The organism is Pedobacter psychroterrae, assembly GCF_004331695.1.
Lineage (GTDB): Bacteria > Bacteroidota > Bacteroidia > Sphingobacteriales > Sphingobacteriaceae > Pedobacter > Pedobacter psychroterrae.
The window spans coordinates 72,809-88,135 of record NZ_SJSL01000001.1 but is presented as its reverse complement, the minus strand read 5'-3'; the positions used below and the strand labels follow the sequence as shown (position 1 = coordinate 88,135).

Genomic DNA, 15,327 nt, shown 5'->3' with positions numbered 1-15,327 from the left:
AAGACACAACACTTTTTGTACTCATGATGTTTTTAAGAAGCTAAAAATTGCTACTTTGCAGGATATACTTAAACGGTTTAGCAAAGATGAAAAGAATTTTAACTCTGATTTTATTTGGATGTTCTGCAGTTTTCGCGCAGGAGCGAAAAGCACCTGCTTATCCACTGATCACACATGATCCATATTTCAGTATTTGGTCGCCCTCCGATTCACTGAATACAAGTACCACCCAGCATTGGACAGGTGCCAATCATTCACTAACAGGATTGATAAGTGTAGACGGAAAGATCTTCAGCTTTCTAGGTAAAACAGAGAAAGTATACAATACGATCTTACCGGCAGCTGATGAGAAGGCTTTGACACTAAGCTATACAGAAGACAAACCTGCAGCCGAATGGATCAATACAAATTTCAGCGATCAGGCATGGAAAACAGCTTTAGGTCCTGCCGGAAGTGAACCGTCGCAAGCAAAAACACCCTGGAAGAAGGATGAAATCTGGATCAGAAGAACCTTTACATTGACAAAATTAAGCGGCAATAAGCTATATCTGCAGATCAGACACGATGATAAGGCTACTGTTTACCTGAATGGAAAAGAAATCTATACCAAACCAAAACTGGAAGGTAAGTTCGTCTACATTCCTCTGGATGAGTCTGTGCGTAAAACCCTGATCAAAGGGAAAAATGTATTGGCAATCTATGCAGTAAATACTGGAGGCCCATCGTTCTTGGACGCCGGACTGGTAGAAGAACCTCCGGCAAAAGACGCGATGGTTATTACTGATGCAGTACAGAAAAGTGTAGCATTCAATGCTACCCAAACCATATATCAGTTTACTTGCGGTAAGATAGACCTGAAGCTTACATTTACCTCTCCGCAGTTGATGGAAGACCTGGATCTCTTATCCCGCCCGATCTCTTACATCTCTACAAAGATGAAGTCAAATGATGGCCTTGCTCATGATGTAAAGGTTTATTTTGGCGCGTCAACGAATATTGCCGTTCATAATCCATCTCAGGATGTGTACGCTATTACAACTGCGAGCGAAAAGGTTTCGATGTTGAAGGCAGGTACTACAGATCAGCCCGTGCTGATCCGAAAAGGCGATGATGTGCGGATTGATTGGGGGCATATGTACGTGGGGGTATCAAACCAGTTTAAGCATGCATTGGCCGCAACGGAGCGAACAGCTCCCCTTAAGAGATTATTTTTAGACAACCCTCCGGCTGTAAAAAGTGACGGAGAGCTGAGCGGACAAAATTTATTGTTAAATACTTCGCTTCAAATAGGGAAGGTTGACAGTAAGGAAAAAGAAGTATATATAATGTTGGGATATGATGATCTGTATGCAGTACAATACTTCAACAAAAATCTAAGGCCATGGTGGAATAATGACGGCAAACAAAATCTGAGAAACCAGATGGAACTGGCGGCCAAGGATTACCAGTCTATCGTGAAAAGATGTGAAGAGTTTGATCAAAAACTATATGCAGATGCCCTGGCAAGTGGAGGAGAGGCTTATGCTAAACTCTGTGTGATGGGCTATAGGCAAGCCGTTACTGGACATAAACTGGTGAAAAGTCCCGAAGGCGAACTCTTGTTCTTGTCCAAGGAGAACTTCAGCAACGGTTCGATAGGTACCGTAGACATTACTTATCCTTCAGCACCTTTGTTTTTGATTTACAATCCTGATCTCTTAAAGGGAATGATGAATGGCATATTCTATTACAGTGAATCCGGTAAATGGGCAAAGCCTTATGCTGCACATGATTTGGGTACATATCCGATTGCTAACGGACAAACTTACGGAGAGGATATGCCTATAGAAGAATCCGGCAACATGTTAATCCTTGCGGCGGCGATAGCAAAGGCTGAAGGTAATGCAGAATATGCTAAAAAACACTGGAAGACATTGAGCATCTGGGCAGAATACCTGTCGCAAAAAGGACTGGATCCTGAAAACCAATTGTCAACCGACGATTTTGCCGGACATCTGGCACGAAATGCGAATTTATCGGTAAAGGCCATTGTCGCCCTGGGCGGTTATGGCATGATGGCAAATATGCTGGGAGAAAAAGCAACGGCAGATCAGTATACGGCTATGGCCAAAGATATGGCAAAGAAGTGGATGCAGCTGGCGGATGCAGGCGACCACTATGCCCTTACATTTGATGACAAAAATACCTGGAGCCAAAAGTATAACCTGGTTTGGGATAAGGTATTAAAGCTGGACCTTTTTCCAAAGGATGTGTATAGCAGAGAAGTTAAATTCTACCTGGGTAAACAATTGAAATATGGCCTGCCGCTCGACAGCCGTAAGACCTATACAAAGTCTGACTGGATCACCTGGACAGCTACCCTGGCTGATAACCGCGCTGATTTTGAAGCATTGATAGCACCTGTTTATAAGTATGCCTTAGAGACCCCAGACCGGGTGCCTTTGAGTGACTGGCATGAAACAACTGATGCCCGCCGTCAGAATTTTACAGCAAGAAGTGTGGTTGGAGGATTTTTTATTAAGCTACTGGATGATAAGCTAAATAAATAAAGAAAATGGTTGCCTTCCCAGGTGGCCATTTTTATTTTGTGCTTTCAGCTATTGCAGCTCTCTTTTTCTTCATATGCCGTTCCAGTAAGGATTTCGGATAATGCGGATGTCTGCGAAGCTCGTTTATATTGATGCGTAGTTTGGTGCCTTTATGCCATAGAAAGCCTCCGGCTGTAAGAGTCTGGCCGTGAACGGCAAGGTGTATGTTGGTGTTGTCGATATTGGTTTCTCTGGCAGCTTCCAGGCAGCTTTTATAAGATCTCATCCATCGGCCATCCAGGTCATATTGTGATATCTTTGCTTTACTTGCAGTGACCTTAGGGTCGACCTCAATCTTTTTCTTGATCGTTTTGCTCCAAATAAATCCGCCATAGGTCATTCCACGGCCTTTAATTACATCCCGGATTCCATTTCTATGCACACCCACCGCTTTGCCTGCCTCTACCGTATTGGTATAAGTATTTACCAGGTTTCCTTCCAGGTCGTATTGCCCTATGATATGTTGTTGTTTAGCAAGGGGAGAGGGGCCGTACCACCTTTCTTTCAAGATTGGCTTGATGTCTATTTCTGTAGCATGGCCTCTTCGCCATAGGTAACCACAGGCTGTGAGTACTTTGCCTGAATTTCTTGCCGCAATAGAAATGTATTGCTGGGAAGTGTTCAGTGCCTCTGCCGCAACCCGGGCATTTGCATAGGTTTCCAGCAATTTTCCTGATAAAGAATAACGGCTCACATTGAAAGTTGTGGTCAGTTTCTTTCTCGATTTCTTAACTTTTACAGGAGGAGCATCCTGTAGAATGTTGTCTTGTGGATCTATACTTGGCATATTAAGAGGTAAATATATTAAAAATCCTTATTTAACAGCTTTTCCAGTTCACCAAAAGAAACATTCATGCGAACGCGGCCTTGTTTGGCATAGGCAATCTCACCAGTTTCTTCAGAAATGATAACCGCCACTGCATCGGTAGTTTCCGATATTCCAATACCTGCCCTGTGGCGCAGACCAAACTGCGGCGGAAGTTTGTCATTGTCTGTCAGGGGCAAGATACAGCTTGCACTTTTAATTTTATTTTCTGCAATTACTACAGCTCCATCATGTAACGGGCTGTATTTCTGAAAGATACTTTCCAGTAAACGCTTGGAGATCTTGGAATCTATCAGCTCGCAGCTATTGGCAAACAACTGGTCGTCATAAAACTTCACAAATACGATCAGTGCACCCGTACGTGATTTTTTCATGCTTTTACAGGCATCAATAATAGGCTTTATCCTGACCAGGTTGTCACGTTCTATGTTCTTGCTTCCAAATAAATACCCCCACCAGGCTTTGTTCTGCTGAAGAAAGGTGTTCTTGCCAATAAGAAGTAGGAAACGCCTGATCTCCGGCTGAAAGATCACAATGAGTGCAATGATGCCAACATTGATAAACTGATCAATGATCGTTGATAGCAGTTCCATATGTAGCGCATCCACTACCCAGTGCAACACCAGGATAATGACCATTCCTAGTAAAAGGTTTACAGCAAGCGTATTCTTGATAAGGTTGTAGATGTAGTACACGATCAGGGCGACCAGTATAATATCTATCCCATCGGTGATCGTTATTTTTAAGAAATCAAAATCCAAGCCCTTCATTAATGCCAAGTTAAGGTTTTTTGTACTAAAGCAATGCATTCTGTTGCAGCCTTTACATCATGAACGCGCAAAATGGATGCACCTTTCAATAAGGCAATGGTGTTCAGTACTGTCGTGCCGTTCAATGCTTCCTGTGCGGTGATGCCTAAAAAATTGTAAATCATAGATTTTCTCGAAACCCCTGCTAAAACCGGCAATTCAAAGATCTGCAGATCTTCCAGCTGATTAAGGAGCTGATAGCTGTGTGCAGGTGTTTTTGCAAAGCCAAATCCAGGATCAATAATAATGTCTTTTACGCCCAAAGCGCGGAGTACTGCTATTTTTGACTGGAAATAATCCGTTACTTCCAGTCCAATATTGCTGTAGCTGGCATGCTGCTGCATCGTTTGGGGAGAACCTTTCATATGCATCAGAATATACGGGACCTGTAATTGGGCAATTGTTTCAAACATTGCCTCGTCCAGGCCCCCCGCCGCAATGTCGTTGATGATATGCGCACCGGCCATCACACTTTCTTTCGCTACTTTTGCCCTGAAAGTATCGATGGAAAGTACTGCTTCAGGTAACTTTTTAGTGATGGCTTCGATAACTGGTATCAGTCGCCGTAGCTCCTCGTCTGTACTGACTTCTGCTGCACCAGGCCTTGATGAATAGGCACCAATATCAATAAATGCTGCTCCCTCATTCAGGAATGCTTCTGTCCTCGCCAGCGCATCATCAGTAGTAGCCATTCTGCTGCTGCTGTAGAAAGAATCTGGTGTAAGATTTAGTATCCCCATTACTGTAGGGACACTTAAATCTAGCAGCCTTCCTTTTACGTTGACTGTGGTCTTTCGGTTTAAAAATGTATCTTTAGCCATTGTTTAGATGCAAACTTAGATAAAAAACCATTAGGTTTTATCCGGGATTTTTTTGACATTCAGCAGGTATAAATTTATTATTTTAATTGTTTTGGCAACAGACACTTCACAAGAATATGATTCGGTAATAGCGGTTTGCAAATCGCTTTTTTTAAAGAAAACAAAAGATTATGGGACGGCATGGCGTATCCTCAGACCTGCTTCTATTACTGATCAGATCTTTATAAAAGCACAGCGCATCCGCACCCTGGAAGAAAAAAAAGTTTCTAAAGTAGCTGAAGACATCAGCTCTGAATATATTGGAATTGTAAATTATTGCGTAATCGCAATGATCCAGCTCGATCTTGGGCCGGATGAAACCAATGAACTGGAAGTGGAGCGGGTGGAAATGCTTTTTGATACGAAGGTAACAGAGACCAAAGAACTCATGTCTGCTAAAAACCATGATTATGGCGAAGCCTGGAGGGATATGCGTATCAGCTCGCTTACGGACCTTATTTTAATGAAAATACTTAGGGTAAAACAAATAGAAGACAACGCAGGACATACACTGGCATCTGAAGGTGTAGCTGCAAATTACCAGGACATGCTCAATTATGCAGTCTTTGCATTAATCAAACTCGGAATAAAATAAATACGCATATGAAGAAAGCTTTACTAAATTTTTCAAGAATATTTGTTGGTGTTCTCTTCATTTTTTCAGGACTGATCAAAGCCAATGACCCGATAGGGTTTGGCTATAAGCTACAGGAATATTTTGAAGTATTTCATATCCCTTTTCTCAATGAAATGGCTACCGGTATTGCCATTATGCTATGTGTGTTTGAGATTGTGCTGGGTGCCCTGCTGCTTTTTGGTTTTTGGCGGAAGCAGGTAACCACCGGGTTATTGCTGGTGATCATATTCTTTACCTTCCTCACTTTTGTGTCTGCGGCCTTTAAAGTGGTTACATCCTGTGGTTGTTTTGGAGATGCGATTCCTTTGACCCCATGGCAGTCCTTCTCTAAGGATCTGGTGCTGTTGGCATTGATCATCTATCTCTTTAAAAACAGGGAGCGTATTCAGCCCATTACCTCAAATAGTACCCTCCAAAATGCATTATTTATCTTCGTGCTGGTTTTATCTATCACATTCAGTCTGCTTACTTACAGCAGATTGCCTGTTGTTGATTTTCTTCCATATAAGGTTGGCGCGAACCTGCCCGAATTGATGAAGATCCCCGAGGGCGCAAAACCCGATGAGTACTCCATCATTTATAATCTTAAAAATAAAGAGACGGGCGAGACAAAAGTGATGAATGACAAAGATTATCTTAAGACTGAAATTTGGAAGGATGATAACTGGGAGATTGTAGGGCAGCCTGACAGTAAACTGGTTAAAAAGGGTTATGAGCCTAAGATTAAAGATTTGATGATCAGTGACGCCTCTGGAACGGACTACACGAAAGAATTAATAGAAAATCCATACTATAATTTGATTATTGTGGCTTACAGCCTCCATGAGGCAAATGAGGAGGGGATTTCAAAATTGAATGCACTGGCGCTCAATGCCACTGAGCAGTTCAATATAAGAACGGTCTTGCTGACTACCAATTCAGCCCAGGAGGCAGATGCCTTCAGTAAGCGGATGAAGTTGTTTACCGAGGTGTTTTATGCAGATGCTGTGCCATTAAAAAGTATGGTAAGGGCCAATCCAGGCGTATTATTGCTTAAAAACGGGGTAGTGATCAATAAATGGCACTATAATGCCGTACCTTCTTTTGATAAACTTGCCGAACAGTATTTCACAAAATAACCATGCTTAGCTACGCCTTAAAGAAATTCATGTATGGGTTTGCTGTAATGGCGGGGGTTATTGTTGTGGTATTTTTATTGTTTAATGTCCTTCCGGGTGATCCTGCTAGAATGACCTTAGGGCAACGCTCTGATGTTCAGTCCCTCGATGCAGTACGTAAAGAATTTGGGCTTGACCGGTCCAGGCCTGTTCAGTTTATGCTTTACCTGAATGATCTGTCTCCTTTGGGTTTGCATAGAAATAATCCGGAAGACAAAGAAAAATACCGTTATGCAAAATTGATTACGGTAGGAGATAATGTGCTTGCACTCAAATGGCCTTATTTACGCCGTTCGTATCAGACCAAACGGGACGTTACCTTAATTTTAACCGAGACAGTTCCCAATACTTTTATTCTTGCCCTCACAGCAATTATTTTTGCGACTATCATCGGTATTTTTCTGGGGGTAGTGTCTGCCGTGAATAAAGATACCTGGATCGATAAAGCAGCAAATGCATTTGCAATTTTAGGGATTTCTGCCCCATCATTTTTTGCCGGTATCATTATCGCATGGCTCTTTGGGTTTGTGTTAAGTGACTATACAGGATTGAATATGTCGGGGAGCTTATACAGTTATGATCCCTTTGAAGGGCAAATCATGACCTGGAAGAATTTATGGCTGCCCATGCTTACACTTGGCTTACGGCCGCTGGCTATTATTGTTCAATTGACCCGCAGTACGATGCTTGATGTACTGGCACAGGATTATATCAGGACCGCAAGGGCTAAAGGCCTCAGCAAAAATGCGGTCATCTATAAACACGCGCTTAGAAATGCCTTAAATCCTGTCATTACGGCTATTTCCGGATGGTTTGCTTCTTTACTTGCAGGCTCTTTTTTTGTGGAGTATATTTTTGGATACAATGGCCTGGGCCGGACTACCGTTACCGCCCTTGAAATGTCGGATTTTCCTGTAGTAATGGGCTCAATACTTTTTATTGCATTTGTATTTGTTATTATTAATATTTTAGTGGACGTATTATATGCCTTTGTTGATCCAAGGGTAAAATTGGTTTAGAATAATGAGGATATTTCTGATTGGGTTTATGGGTTGCGGTAAAAGTACTTTCGGCAGGAAACTGGCAGCAAAGATGAGTTATGATTTTATTGATCTTGATCATCTGTTTGAAAGTACGGCAGGCACTTCTATTCGTGAATATTTTAATGCAAATGGTGAAGAAGCCTTCAGACAGGAGGAAAGCAGGATACTCAAGTCTCATGATTACCCGACTAACTGTGTGGTAGCTACCGGAGGCGGGGCACCTTGCTACTTTGATAACATGGATTGGATCAACAACAATGGGGTGTCTGTATATATACAAATGTCGCCTGCCGCACTGGCTCAGAGGTTGGAAAAGGGCAAAGCAAAACGCCCTTTACTGAAGGATCTTAATAATGCTGAAATTGTTGATTTTATCGAACATAAACTTGCTGAAAGGGCTAGCTATTATGAGCAGGCCGCCATTACCACGGATGGCATGAACCTCAATATAGAAGAGCTCATCGCCCAGGTTATTTATAGATAGTTTGTTTCTTTTTCATAGCCTGATCTACAGAATATGGTCCGGAACCTACCACCCAGAATAAAATCAGTAACATCAAAACGATAATTGATAACCAAAGCTCTGAGTTCAACGCTGAAAATCCTTTTGACAGGTTTACAAATAATACCGCGCACAACAGTATGGGAATCTGGATTACGGCCGCGAACCTCGTAACCAGGCCAATTGTAATAAGGATGCCGCCTACGAGGTGAACAAATCCCACGATGTGCAGCGCAATGCTTGCCATTACTCCTGAAAAACCGAACACATTATTCTGCAGTAACAAATCCTGCAATGCCGCTGTATTACTTACAATGGCAATGCCTTTGCTGAAGATTAGTATACCCAATACGATCCGGATAATATCGAGCCACTTGGCGTGGTGCACATCGCCCCAGCGTTCAATTCTTTGAATTACAGTCATGATAAACCTCCTGTTTATTAATTGGTTATATTAAAGCTAATGATAATTAATGATTAATCAAATAGCAAAATCACTATATTTAACCTTATAATACCCGCCAGTTAAGGTCAGTCTGTTTTTGCAAGATGGAAGTAAATTCTGTGCGGGCGGGCAAATTTAGATAGGGATAGGTGACTTTAGAAAGATATAGGCCCTGAGGATGTGCCGGGGTAATCAGTTCAGGGGTCCGGTTGGTGATGAGGTAATTTTCAAATTCATCCACACTCAATACACCTCTTCCGATTTTAAGAACCTGTCCCATAATGATCCTGATCATCTTGCCCAGAAAACGATTTGAGGAGATTTGGAAACGGAGCCTATCGCCACTAGTGTCTGTCGACAAACTTGCCGACATTACATGGCAAATGGTATGTTCATATTTGTCGGGACTGGTGCAAAAAGCCCTGTAATCTTTGTAGTTCGGCAAGATCGATACGGCCTGTCTCATTTTGTCAAACTGAAGGTCTTTTAGTAAATAGAAAGAACTCAGTCCATGAAGGAACGGGTCTTTATAGGTATGGATGAAATAGTCATATGATCGCAGTACCGCATCAAAACGTGCATGCTGTAGCCCATCCATAGGAATAATATCAAACACAGAAATGTTGTGCGGCAGCACTTTGTTCAGCCTGAACATCAGGTCAAAATCCCATTCATTTGCGATATCCATGTGAAAAAAGAATTGACTTGCATGGACATGCGCATCGGTACGTCCGCAACCTATTATAGCTACCGGAGTTTTGAGGGCCTGGCTTAGCGAAGCTTCGATTACCCCCTGTACATTCATCACACCGGGCTGCCTTTGCCAGCCGTTGTATTTTAGCCCGTTATATCCTATGTGTACGAAATACCTCAATTCCTTTTCTAATTATCTTTTTGCTCTTTTAGTAAGCTCTTCAATGGGCATTACCATCATCCTGCCTACGGCTTCTTTGCCTCTGTAAGTAATCACTTTAAGTACGGTGGCATCCTTGGGTGGCACGAGCTTTTCAGTGTATTTTGGATAAAACCTGTCCGGAAATGAATTATCAAAGCTATAATAGATATCCAAGCCCTGTACCTCGGTACTCAGTTCAATCATCAACTGCTTATCGGCCGATCTGCTTACCGTAAATATAGGGTCATAGACACTTGGTGCATACTTGGTTTCTGCGATGTCCAGTCTTTTAAAATGCTTTTCCACCCTGTTGAAGAAATTGTTCCAGTTCTTCTTTTCAGGTGCTGACCATACAGACTCGGCTATCGCAAAGCCCCGTGGCCAGGTCATGTACTCCGCCTGTCTGATATTATAGACCTGCTCCGTCCACAAGTTTGCCTGTCCGCCTTTAATGTATTTTGGATCCACCCCAGCAGGTATTGGGTCAAATTCATACGATTTGCTGAGCCTCAGTGAAGCATAAACCCTTGGCTCTGTAATCGGGTCTGCCTGCATATAATCGAGATAGGCATAGGTGGTAGGGCTCATGACTACCTCATGTTTCTTTTTCGCCGCCTGGATTCCATACTGCATGCCCCTCCAACTCATGATGGCAGCGTCGGATGTCAGGTTTCCGTTTAGTACTTCATCCCATGCCATGAATTTCCTGCCTTTTGATTCCACAATCTTTTGCACACGCTTTTCAAAATATCCCTGTACTTCGTGCATATTTCTTAATCCTTCCCGCTGCATCAGTGTTTTGATGCTGTCATTTTTCTCCCAGAAATTAAACGGAGCTTCATCTCCTCCCATGTGTATGTATTCAAAGGGAAATAAAGCTGCAATTTGTGTGATCACAGTATCTAGGAAGCTGTATACCTTTTCATTGGCAGGACAAAGCGTGTTGTCTACCAGTGCAATCGGAGGAGCGCCCCTTGACCAGTCCATGATCCTTTCTCCCGAGCGAACCCTGTAGTTTTCAGCTCCCGGTGTGCAGGACAGCTCCGGATAAGCCGCAATCACGGCAAGGCTATGGCCTGGAACATCTACTTCGGGAAGGATATCCACAAATCTTTCCTTCGCATACTGTACCAATTCTTTAATGTCTTCCTGCGTATAAAATCCGCCGTATGTACGGGGCTCATCAGCAGCAGGGGGAATAAAGTTACCAAATTCGCCAACCTTATTGACCCTCCAGGCGCCAACTTCAGTAAGTTTAGGCAAACCTTTTATTTCAATTCTCCATCCTTCATCATCGGTAAGGTGCAGATGGAGGAGGTTATATTTGTAGCGTACCATTGCATCGATGTATTGTTTTACTTCAGCTTTGGTAAAGAAATGACGGGCTACATCAAACATCAGTCCACGCCATCCTACACGCGGATAATCGGTTATCTCCACACAGGGGGCAGTCCACTCTATGTTTTCCATCGGTTCCTTACTTTCAATCTCAGCAGGAAATAACTGAATGAGGCTTTGTATTCCATAAAAGATACCAGCGGCCTTATTTGCTTTGATGGTTATAAAATTAGGCGTAATTGACAATTCATACCCTTCTTTTCCCAATGCAGGGTTTATCCTGTCATTTAGTATCAGCTTTATTGTCGCTGTTGCTGTAGGTGCGTTCACATTTGAGACATAGCTCCCGGTAGGAATGGAAAGCCTTTCCTGCAGAAAAGCCACAGCCTGTTTCAGTTCCGCACTTGCTGGCGACTGAATAGTTACGTTCTCTGGCAGCACAAAATGTCCTTCGCCTTTAATTACTGAAACGGGAGCAGGGATGATAGAAATCTCCTCACCGTGATTGACACTGATCAAAGCCTCTTGCATAGAAGACTCGGCAACTCCTGCCTGACTATAAGCCTGAAAACTTAATGCAACTAATAACAGCAGGGAAAAATATTGTCTCATAATTACGATTTTACTTTAGTGCATCGAGCACTCTGAATAACTTTTTATTGATTCCCGACCCGGAGTAGTTGTTGACATTGATAACGATAATGTATTTGTTACCACTGCTGTTCGTGTAGTACCCTGCAAATGCCGATACATCTTTTATCGACCCGCTTTTTAGCTGCATGCCATTGTTGTCGGGAAAAGAAGCATAATATTCAGGAAACCAGTTTTCTTTTTGTACCTGAAACAAAATATTGGCCATTGCCGATGTAGTTACCCTTGTGCCCGGAGATAATCCGCTTCCATCTAAAATATTCAGTGCGTTTTTATTTACTCCTTTGCCCGCCCAGTGGTTGATGATTACCGATGCACCATTTGCTGTATTAACTTTCTTACCGGTTTTCCAGGCCAGGGTTTTCAATAGGTTTTCTCCGTACAGGTTCACACTTTTTTTATTAAACCAATATACTATATCAGTTAGTGATGGGGAACTGATGGTAACAAGTTTTTGAGTTATTGACGGTATCGGTTCTTGATCAGCAATTAACTGTCTGCCTGTTGCAGGAGCGGCGCTTGTGATGATCCCACTGCGTTTCAGGGTGTCCTGCAATCGAAATGCCGCATCAAATGCGGGGTCTGGCACTGCAGCTGAAACCCCTGATTTAGCAATTCCCAGTCCCCATGTGCCCCTTAAATAGGCTGTGTTGCCAAGTGGAGGTAAATAGGCATAAACATTATCTCCCGTACCCTGGGCACCAGCTTTTAATTCGTTTACTATTTTTAAGTAGGGCATCTCCGGTACAGCTTTTAAAACAGTGACCGAATTGTCTGAAGCGTTTGCGCGAAGGTGAATGTCAAATTGATTTTCTCTCCAGCTTAATCCTGAAGCACCCGCACCGAAATAATTGCCAATATCCTGCCAGATCCAGCCATCAGGTGTATTTTGTGTATCCCATACACTGTCATCACCAATTATCCTGCCTTCAATTTTTTTAATGCCTGCATTTTTAATGGCCTGTACCAACTGATTTAATATTACACCTTCCCTGGTGTTTGGATATCTCCAGGAGCCCAGTGTAGGGTCGCCACCGCCAACGATGATGAGGTCACCTTTTAATACCCCATTTGCACTAATTGTTCCGCTGTAGCCCAGCGTAGTCTGGTATTGAAAATCCTTCCCCAATATACTAAATGCCGTAGCAGAGGTAATGGTCTTTAAGGTAGATGCCGTAGCAAGCCCGATCTCCTCATTCCTGCCAAAAAGCATTTTGCCGCTCTGTGCATCCAGCACGCAAAGAGAAAGAATGGCATATTTTGTCTGCTGATCTTCAGCCAGTTCCTTAAAAGCACGTTCCAGCTTTTGGATAGGCGGCTGAGCCATAGCTAACATGGCGTTCAAAAAGAAAAATAGCAGCAAGGTTGGTTTTCTCAGCATCATAATCGCCTTATATTAAAACGGTCGTTATCCTGAATTTATTTCAGGAGCCCGGATTAGCAAGATTTTCCTTTCTATTCCGGGTTCCTGACCTGCGTCAGGATGACGACCGCCATTTCAATGTATTGTATACTAAAAATTATATCAGTTCTTTTCTTACCAGGTATTCAGCAATCTGAACCGCATTGGTAGCAGCGCCTTTACGCAGGTTATCTGCTACAATCCACATGTTCAGTGTATTTGGCAGCGATTCATCACGTCTTATACGGCCTACAAATACCTCATCCTTTTCATGGGCATCCATTGGCATAGGATATTTAAGGTTTGCCGGGTCATCAACCACGATAATACCTTCAGTTCTTTCCAATAATGCTTTTACTTCGGCTACATCAAAATCATTTTCAAACTCTATATTCACTGACTCTGAGTGGCCTCCCATTACAGGGATGCGAACAGTCGTCGCAGTTACACGGATACTGTCATCGCCCATAATTTTACGGGTTTCCAGGATCATTTTCATTTCCTCTTTTGTATATCCGTTTTCAGTGAAAACGTCAATCTGAGGAATTACATTCAAGTCAATCGGATAGGCATAAGCCATAGGGCCATCCATGACGCCTTTACGCTCATTCATCATCTGCTCCACCGCTTTAACACCGGTTCCGGTTACAGACTGATAAGTAGATACTACTACCCGTTTGATCCTGTATTTATCATGAAGCGGTTTCAGGGCCACTACCATTTGTATGGTTGAACAATTAGGATTGGCAATGATCTTGTCATCTATAGACAGTTCATGGGCATTTACTTCCGGAACAATCAGTTTTTTTGAAGGGTCCATGCGCCATGCAGATGAATTGTCAATCACTGTTGTACCTGCTTCAGCAAAGCGGGGTGCGTTTTCAAGCGATGTACCGCCACCAGCAGAGAACAAAGCAATGTCAGGTCTCATGCCAATTGCAGTATCCATATTTACAACAGCAAATTTCTTACCCTTGAATGTAATTTCCTTACCAACACTCTTTTCAGAGGCTACAGGGATCAATTCAGTCAACGGGAAGTTACGCTCTTCTAATACTTTTAACATTACGGTGCCTACCAGACCGGTGGCGCCAACTACTGCAATTTTCATGTGCTTTCTTTAATTGTTATTTTACTTGTTTTTAATTAATTAATAAATGGTGTTTTAAAATAATAAGTATACAAATATCGGCATTTTTTCTCACATTTCAGCCTTTAAATGCCTTATTATAAACAAAAAGGGAGGTGACTTACAATAAATCACCTCCCTTTTTTATCTAAGATCTTATCTCTTAAACCAGTTCGCGATTTACATAATCAAAGCTTTTCTTAATGCTTTCAAATGGATCTATCGAAAAATTCTCCTGCTCTACTATCAGGTGTTTTAGACCTGCCTGAGCGGCATGTTTATGTATGCTCTTAAAATCAATCTTACCATTACCCACCTCTGTATTGATGGTATTGTCCGTTTTGTCCATGTCTTTTACATGCCACATCACAAAGCGGCCAGGGGTTTTCTCAAACATTGCTATCGGATCATTTCCAGACCTTACTACCCAATACAGGTCAAGCTCAAAATGCACCAGGTTCTTATCTGTTTCTGCCAGCAATATATCATAGCCTGTAGTATCCCCGTATTTTACAAACTCAAAATCATGGTTGTGATAAGCCATTTGCAGACCGGACTCTTTGCAGAGTTTAGCTGCTTCATTCAGTCTTGCTGCCACTTTTTTATAGTCTTCCAAACTTGTTCTGAGTTCTTCAGACAGGTAAGGACAGGTGAAATATTCCATGTTAAGGGCTGCAGCTCCTGCTATCAGGGGTTTCAGGATTTCCTGGTCTCCTGTTTTGATATACTCATCCAGTCCAAAATGCCCGCTTGGTGCTTTTAGTCCATTATCGTCCAGCAGCGCTTTAAATGCTTTGGCATCCAGGCCCCAGAAACCCGTCTCGGCTGTATAGCCATACGTTTCTACTTCCTTATAACCTGTCTGTGCTACTTTTTGAATCACTCCTTTTACATCTTTAGGCAATAATTCCCTAAGTGAGTAAAGTTGTATACCTACCGATTTTGCACTGGCAGGAGAGCAGGCATAGTAAGGCAAAAGCGCAGCACCCGCAGCAGCCAGGCCGGCTTGTTTGATAAAAGTTCTTCTTGAGTTCATGTTTAATAA

General features: G+C 42.6%; 14 protein-coding genes. 5 read left to right on the top strand and 9 right to left on the bottom strand.

All coding sequences use genetic code 11. From position 1 onward, the window contains the following. Window positions 1-86 precede the first annotated feature (86 nt). Window positions 87-2,549, top strand: coding sequence for a glutaminase family protein (locus EZ437_RS00385; RefSeq protein ID WP_131592059.1), 2,463 nt, complete (start codon window positions 87-89; stop codon window positions 2,547-2,549). A 31-nt stretch (window positions 2,550-2,580) separates the two neighbouring features. Here EZ437_RS00385 and EZ437_RS00380 read toward each other — a convergent pair whose 3' ends face one another. The 3 genes from EZ437_RS00380 to folP are packed head-to-tail and all read right to left on the bottom strand — an operon-like array spanning window position 2,581 to window position 5,044. Further along, complete coding sequence (locus EZ437_RS00380) at window positions 2,581-3,375, bottom strand: NUMOD1 domain-containing DNA-binding protein (RefSeq protein WP_131592057.1); 795 nt, start codon at window positions 3,373-3,375, stop codon at window positions 2,581-2,583. Window positions 3,376-3,392: 17 nt separating this feature from the next. Further along, window positions 3,393-4,184, bottom strand: a complete 792-nt coding sequence (cdaA, locus tag EZ437_RS00375) for a diadenylate cyclase CdaA (protein WP_131592055.1) — start codon at window positions 4,182-4,184, stop codon at window positions 3,393-3,395. After that, window positions 4,184-5,044: a dihydropteroate synthase gene (gene folP / locus EZ437_RS00370; protein ID WP_131592053.1), complete on the bottom strand. Its 861-nt coding sequence runs from the start codon at window positions 5,042-5,044 to the stop codon at window positions 4,184-4,186. The genes cdaA and folP overlap by 1 nt, the downstream gene beginning before the upstream one ends. 91 nt (window positions 5,045-5,135) lie before the next feature. Here folP and EZ437_RS00365 point away from each other — a divergent pair, with 91 nt between their 5' ends. Genes EZ437_RS00365 through EZ437_RS00350 form a run of 4 tightly spaced genes read left to right on the top strand, consistent with a single transcriptional unit; the run spans window position 5,136 to window position 8,404 of the window. After that, a complete protein-coding gene (locus EZ437_RS00365) occupies window positions 5,136-5,678 on the top strand; it encodes a DUF1599 domain-containing protein (protein WP_131592051.1) in 543 nt (180 codons plus the stop codon). Between the two features lie 8 nt (window positions 5,679-5,686). Beyond that, a complete protein-coding gene (locus EZ437_RS00360) occupies window positions 5,687-6,838 on the top strand; it encodes a BT_3928 family protein (RefSeq protein WP_131592049.1) in 1,152 nt (383 codons plus the stop codon). Between the two features lie 2 nt (window positions 6,839-6,840). Then, window positions 6,841-7,896, top strand: a complete 1,056-nt coding sequence (locus tag EZ437_RS00355) for an ABC transporter permease (RefSeq protein ID WP_131592047.1) — start codon at window positions 6,841-6,843, stop codon at window positions 7,894-7,896. Between the two features lie 4 nt (window positions 7,897-7,900). Continuing rightward, entirely contained in the window at window positions 7,901-8,404 is a 504-nt protein-coding gene (locus tag EZ437_RS00350) for a shikimate kinase (protein WP_131592045.1), read from the top strand. Here the strand turns inward: EZ437_RS00350 and EZ437_RS00345 are convergent. From EZ437_RS00345 to EZ437_RS00320, 6 genes are all read right to left on the bottom strand, one after another. Further along, window positions 8,391-8,846 (bottom strand): DoxX family protein, encoded by a 456-nt coding sequence (locus EZ437_RS00345; protein WP_131592043.1) that lies wholly within the window; start codon window positions 8,844-8,846, stop codon window positions 8,391-8,393. The two genes, EZ437_RS00350 and EZ437_RS00345, sit on opposite strands and share 14 nt — an antisense overlap. An 85-nt stretch (window positions 8,847-8,931) precedes the next feature. Continuing rightward, window positions 8,932-9,741 carry a tRNA pseudouridine synthase A gene (locus EZ437_RS00340; RefSeq protein ID WP_131592041.1) on the bottom strand — a complete coding sequence of 270 codons (810 nt, stop codon included), beginning with the start codon at window positions 9,739-9,741 and terminating at the stop codon, window positions 8,932-8,934. A gap of 12 nt (window positions 9,742-9,753) precedes the next feature. After that, window positions 9,754-11,712, bottom strand: a complete 1,959-nt coding sequence (locus EZ437_RS00335) for a beta-N-acetylhexosaminidase (protein WP_225869457.1) — start codon at window positions 11,710-11,712, stop codon at window positions 9,754-9,756. 10 nt (window positions 11,713-11,722) lie between these two features. Beyond that, window positions 11,723-13,135, bottom strand: coding sequence for a D-alanyl-D-alanine carboxypeptidase/D-alanyl-D-alanine endopeptidase (dacB, locus tag EZ437_RS00330; protein WP_225869456.1), 1,413 nt, complete (start codon window positions 13,133-13,135; stop codon window positions 11,723-11,725). 136 nt (window positions 13,136-13,271) lie between these two features. Next, the gene (locus EZ437_RS00325) at window positions 13,272-14,264 is read right to left on the bottom strand and encodes an aspartate-semialdehyde dehydrogenase (protein ID WP_131592039.1); all 993 of its coding nucleotides are present in this window, start codon (window positions 14,262-14,264) and stop codon (window positions 13,272-13,274) included. Between the two features lie 181 nt (window positions 14,265-14,445). Further along, window positions 14,446-15,318, bottom strand: coding sequence for a sugar phosphate isomerase/epimerase family protein (locus tag EZ437_RS00320; RefSeq protein WP_131592037.1), 873 nt, complete (start codon window positions 15,316-15,318; stop codon window positions 14,446-14,448). Window positions 15,319-15,327 lie beyond the last annotated feature (9 nt).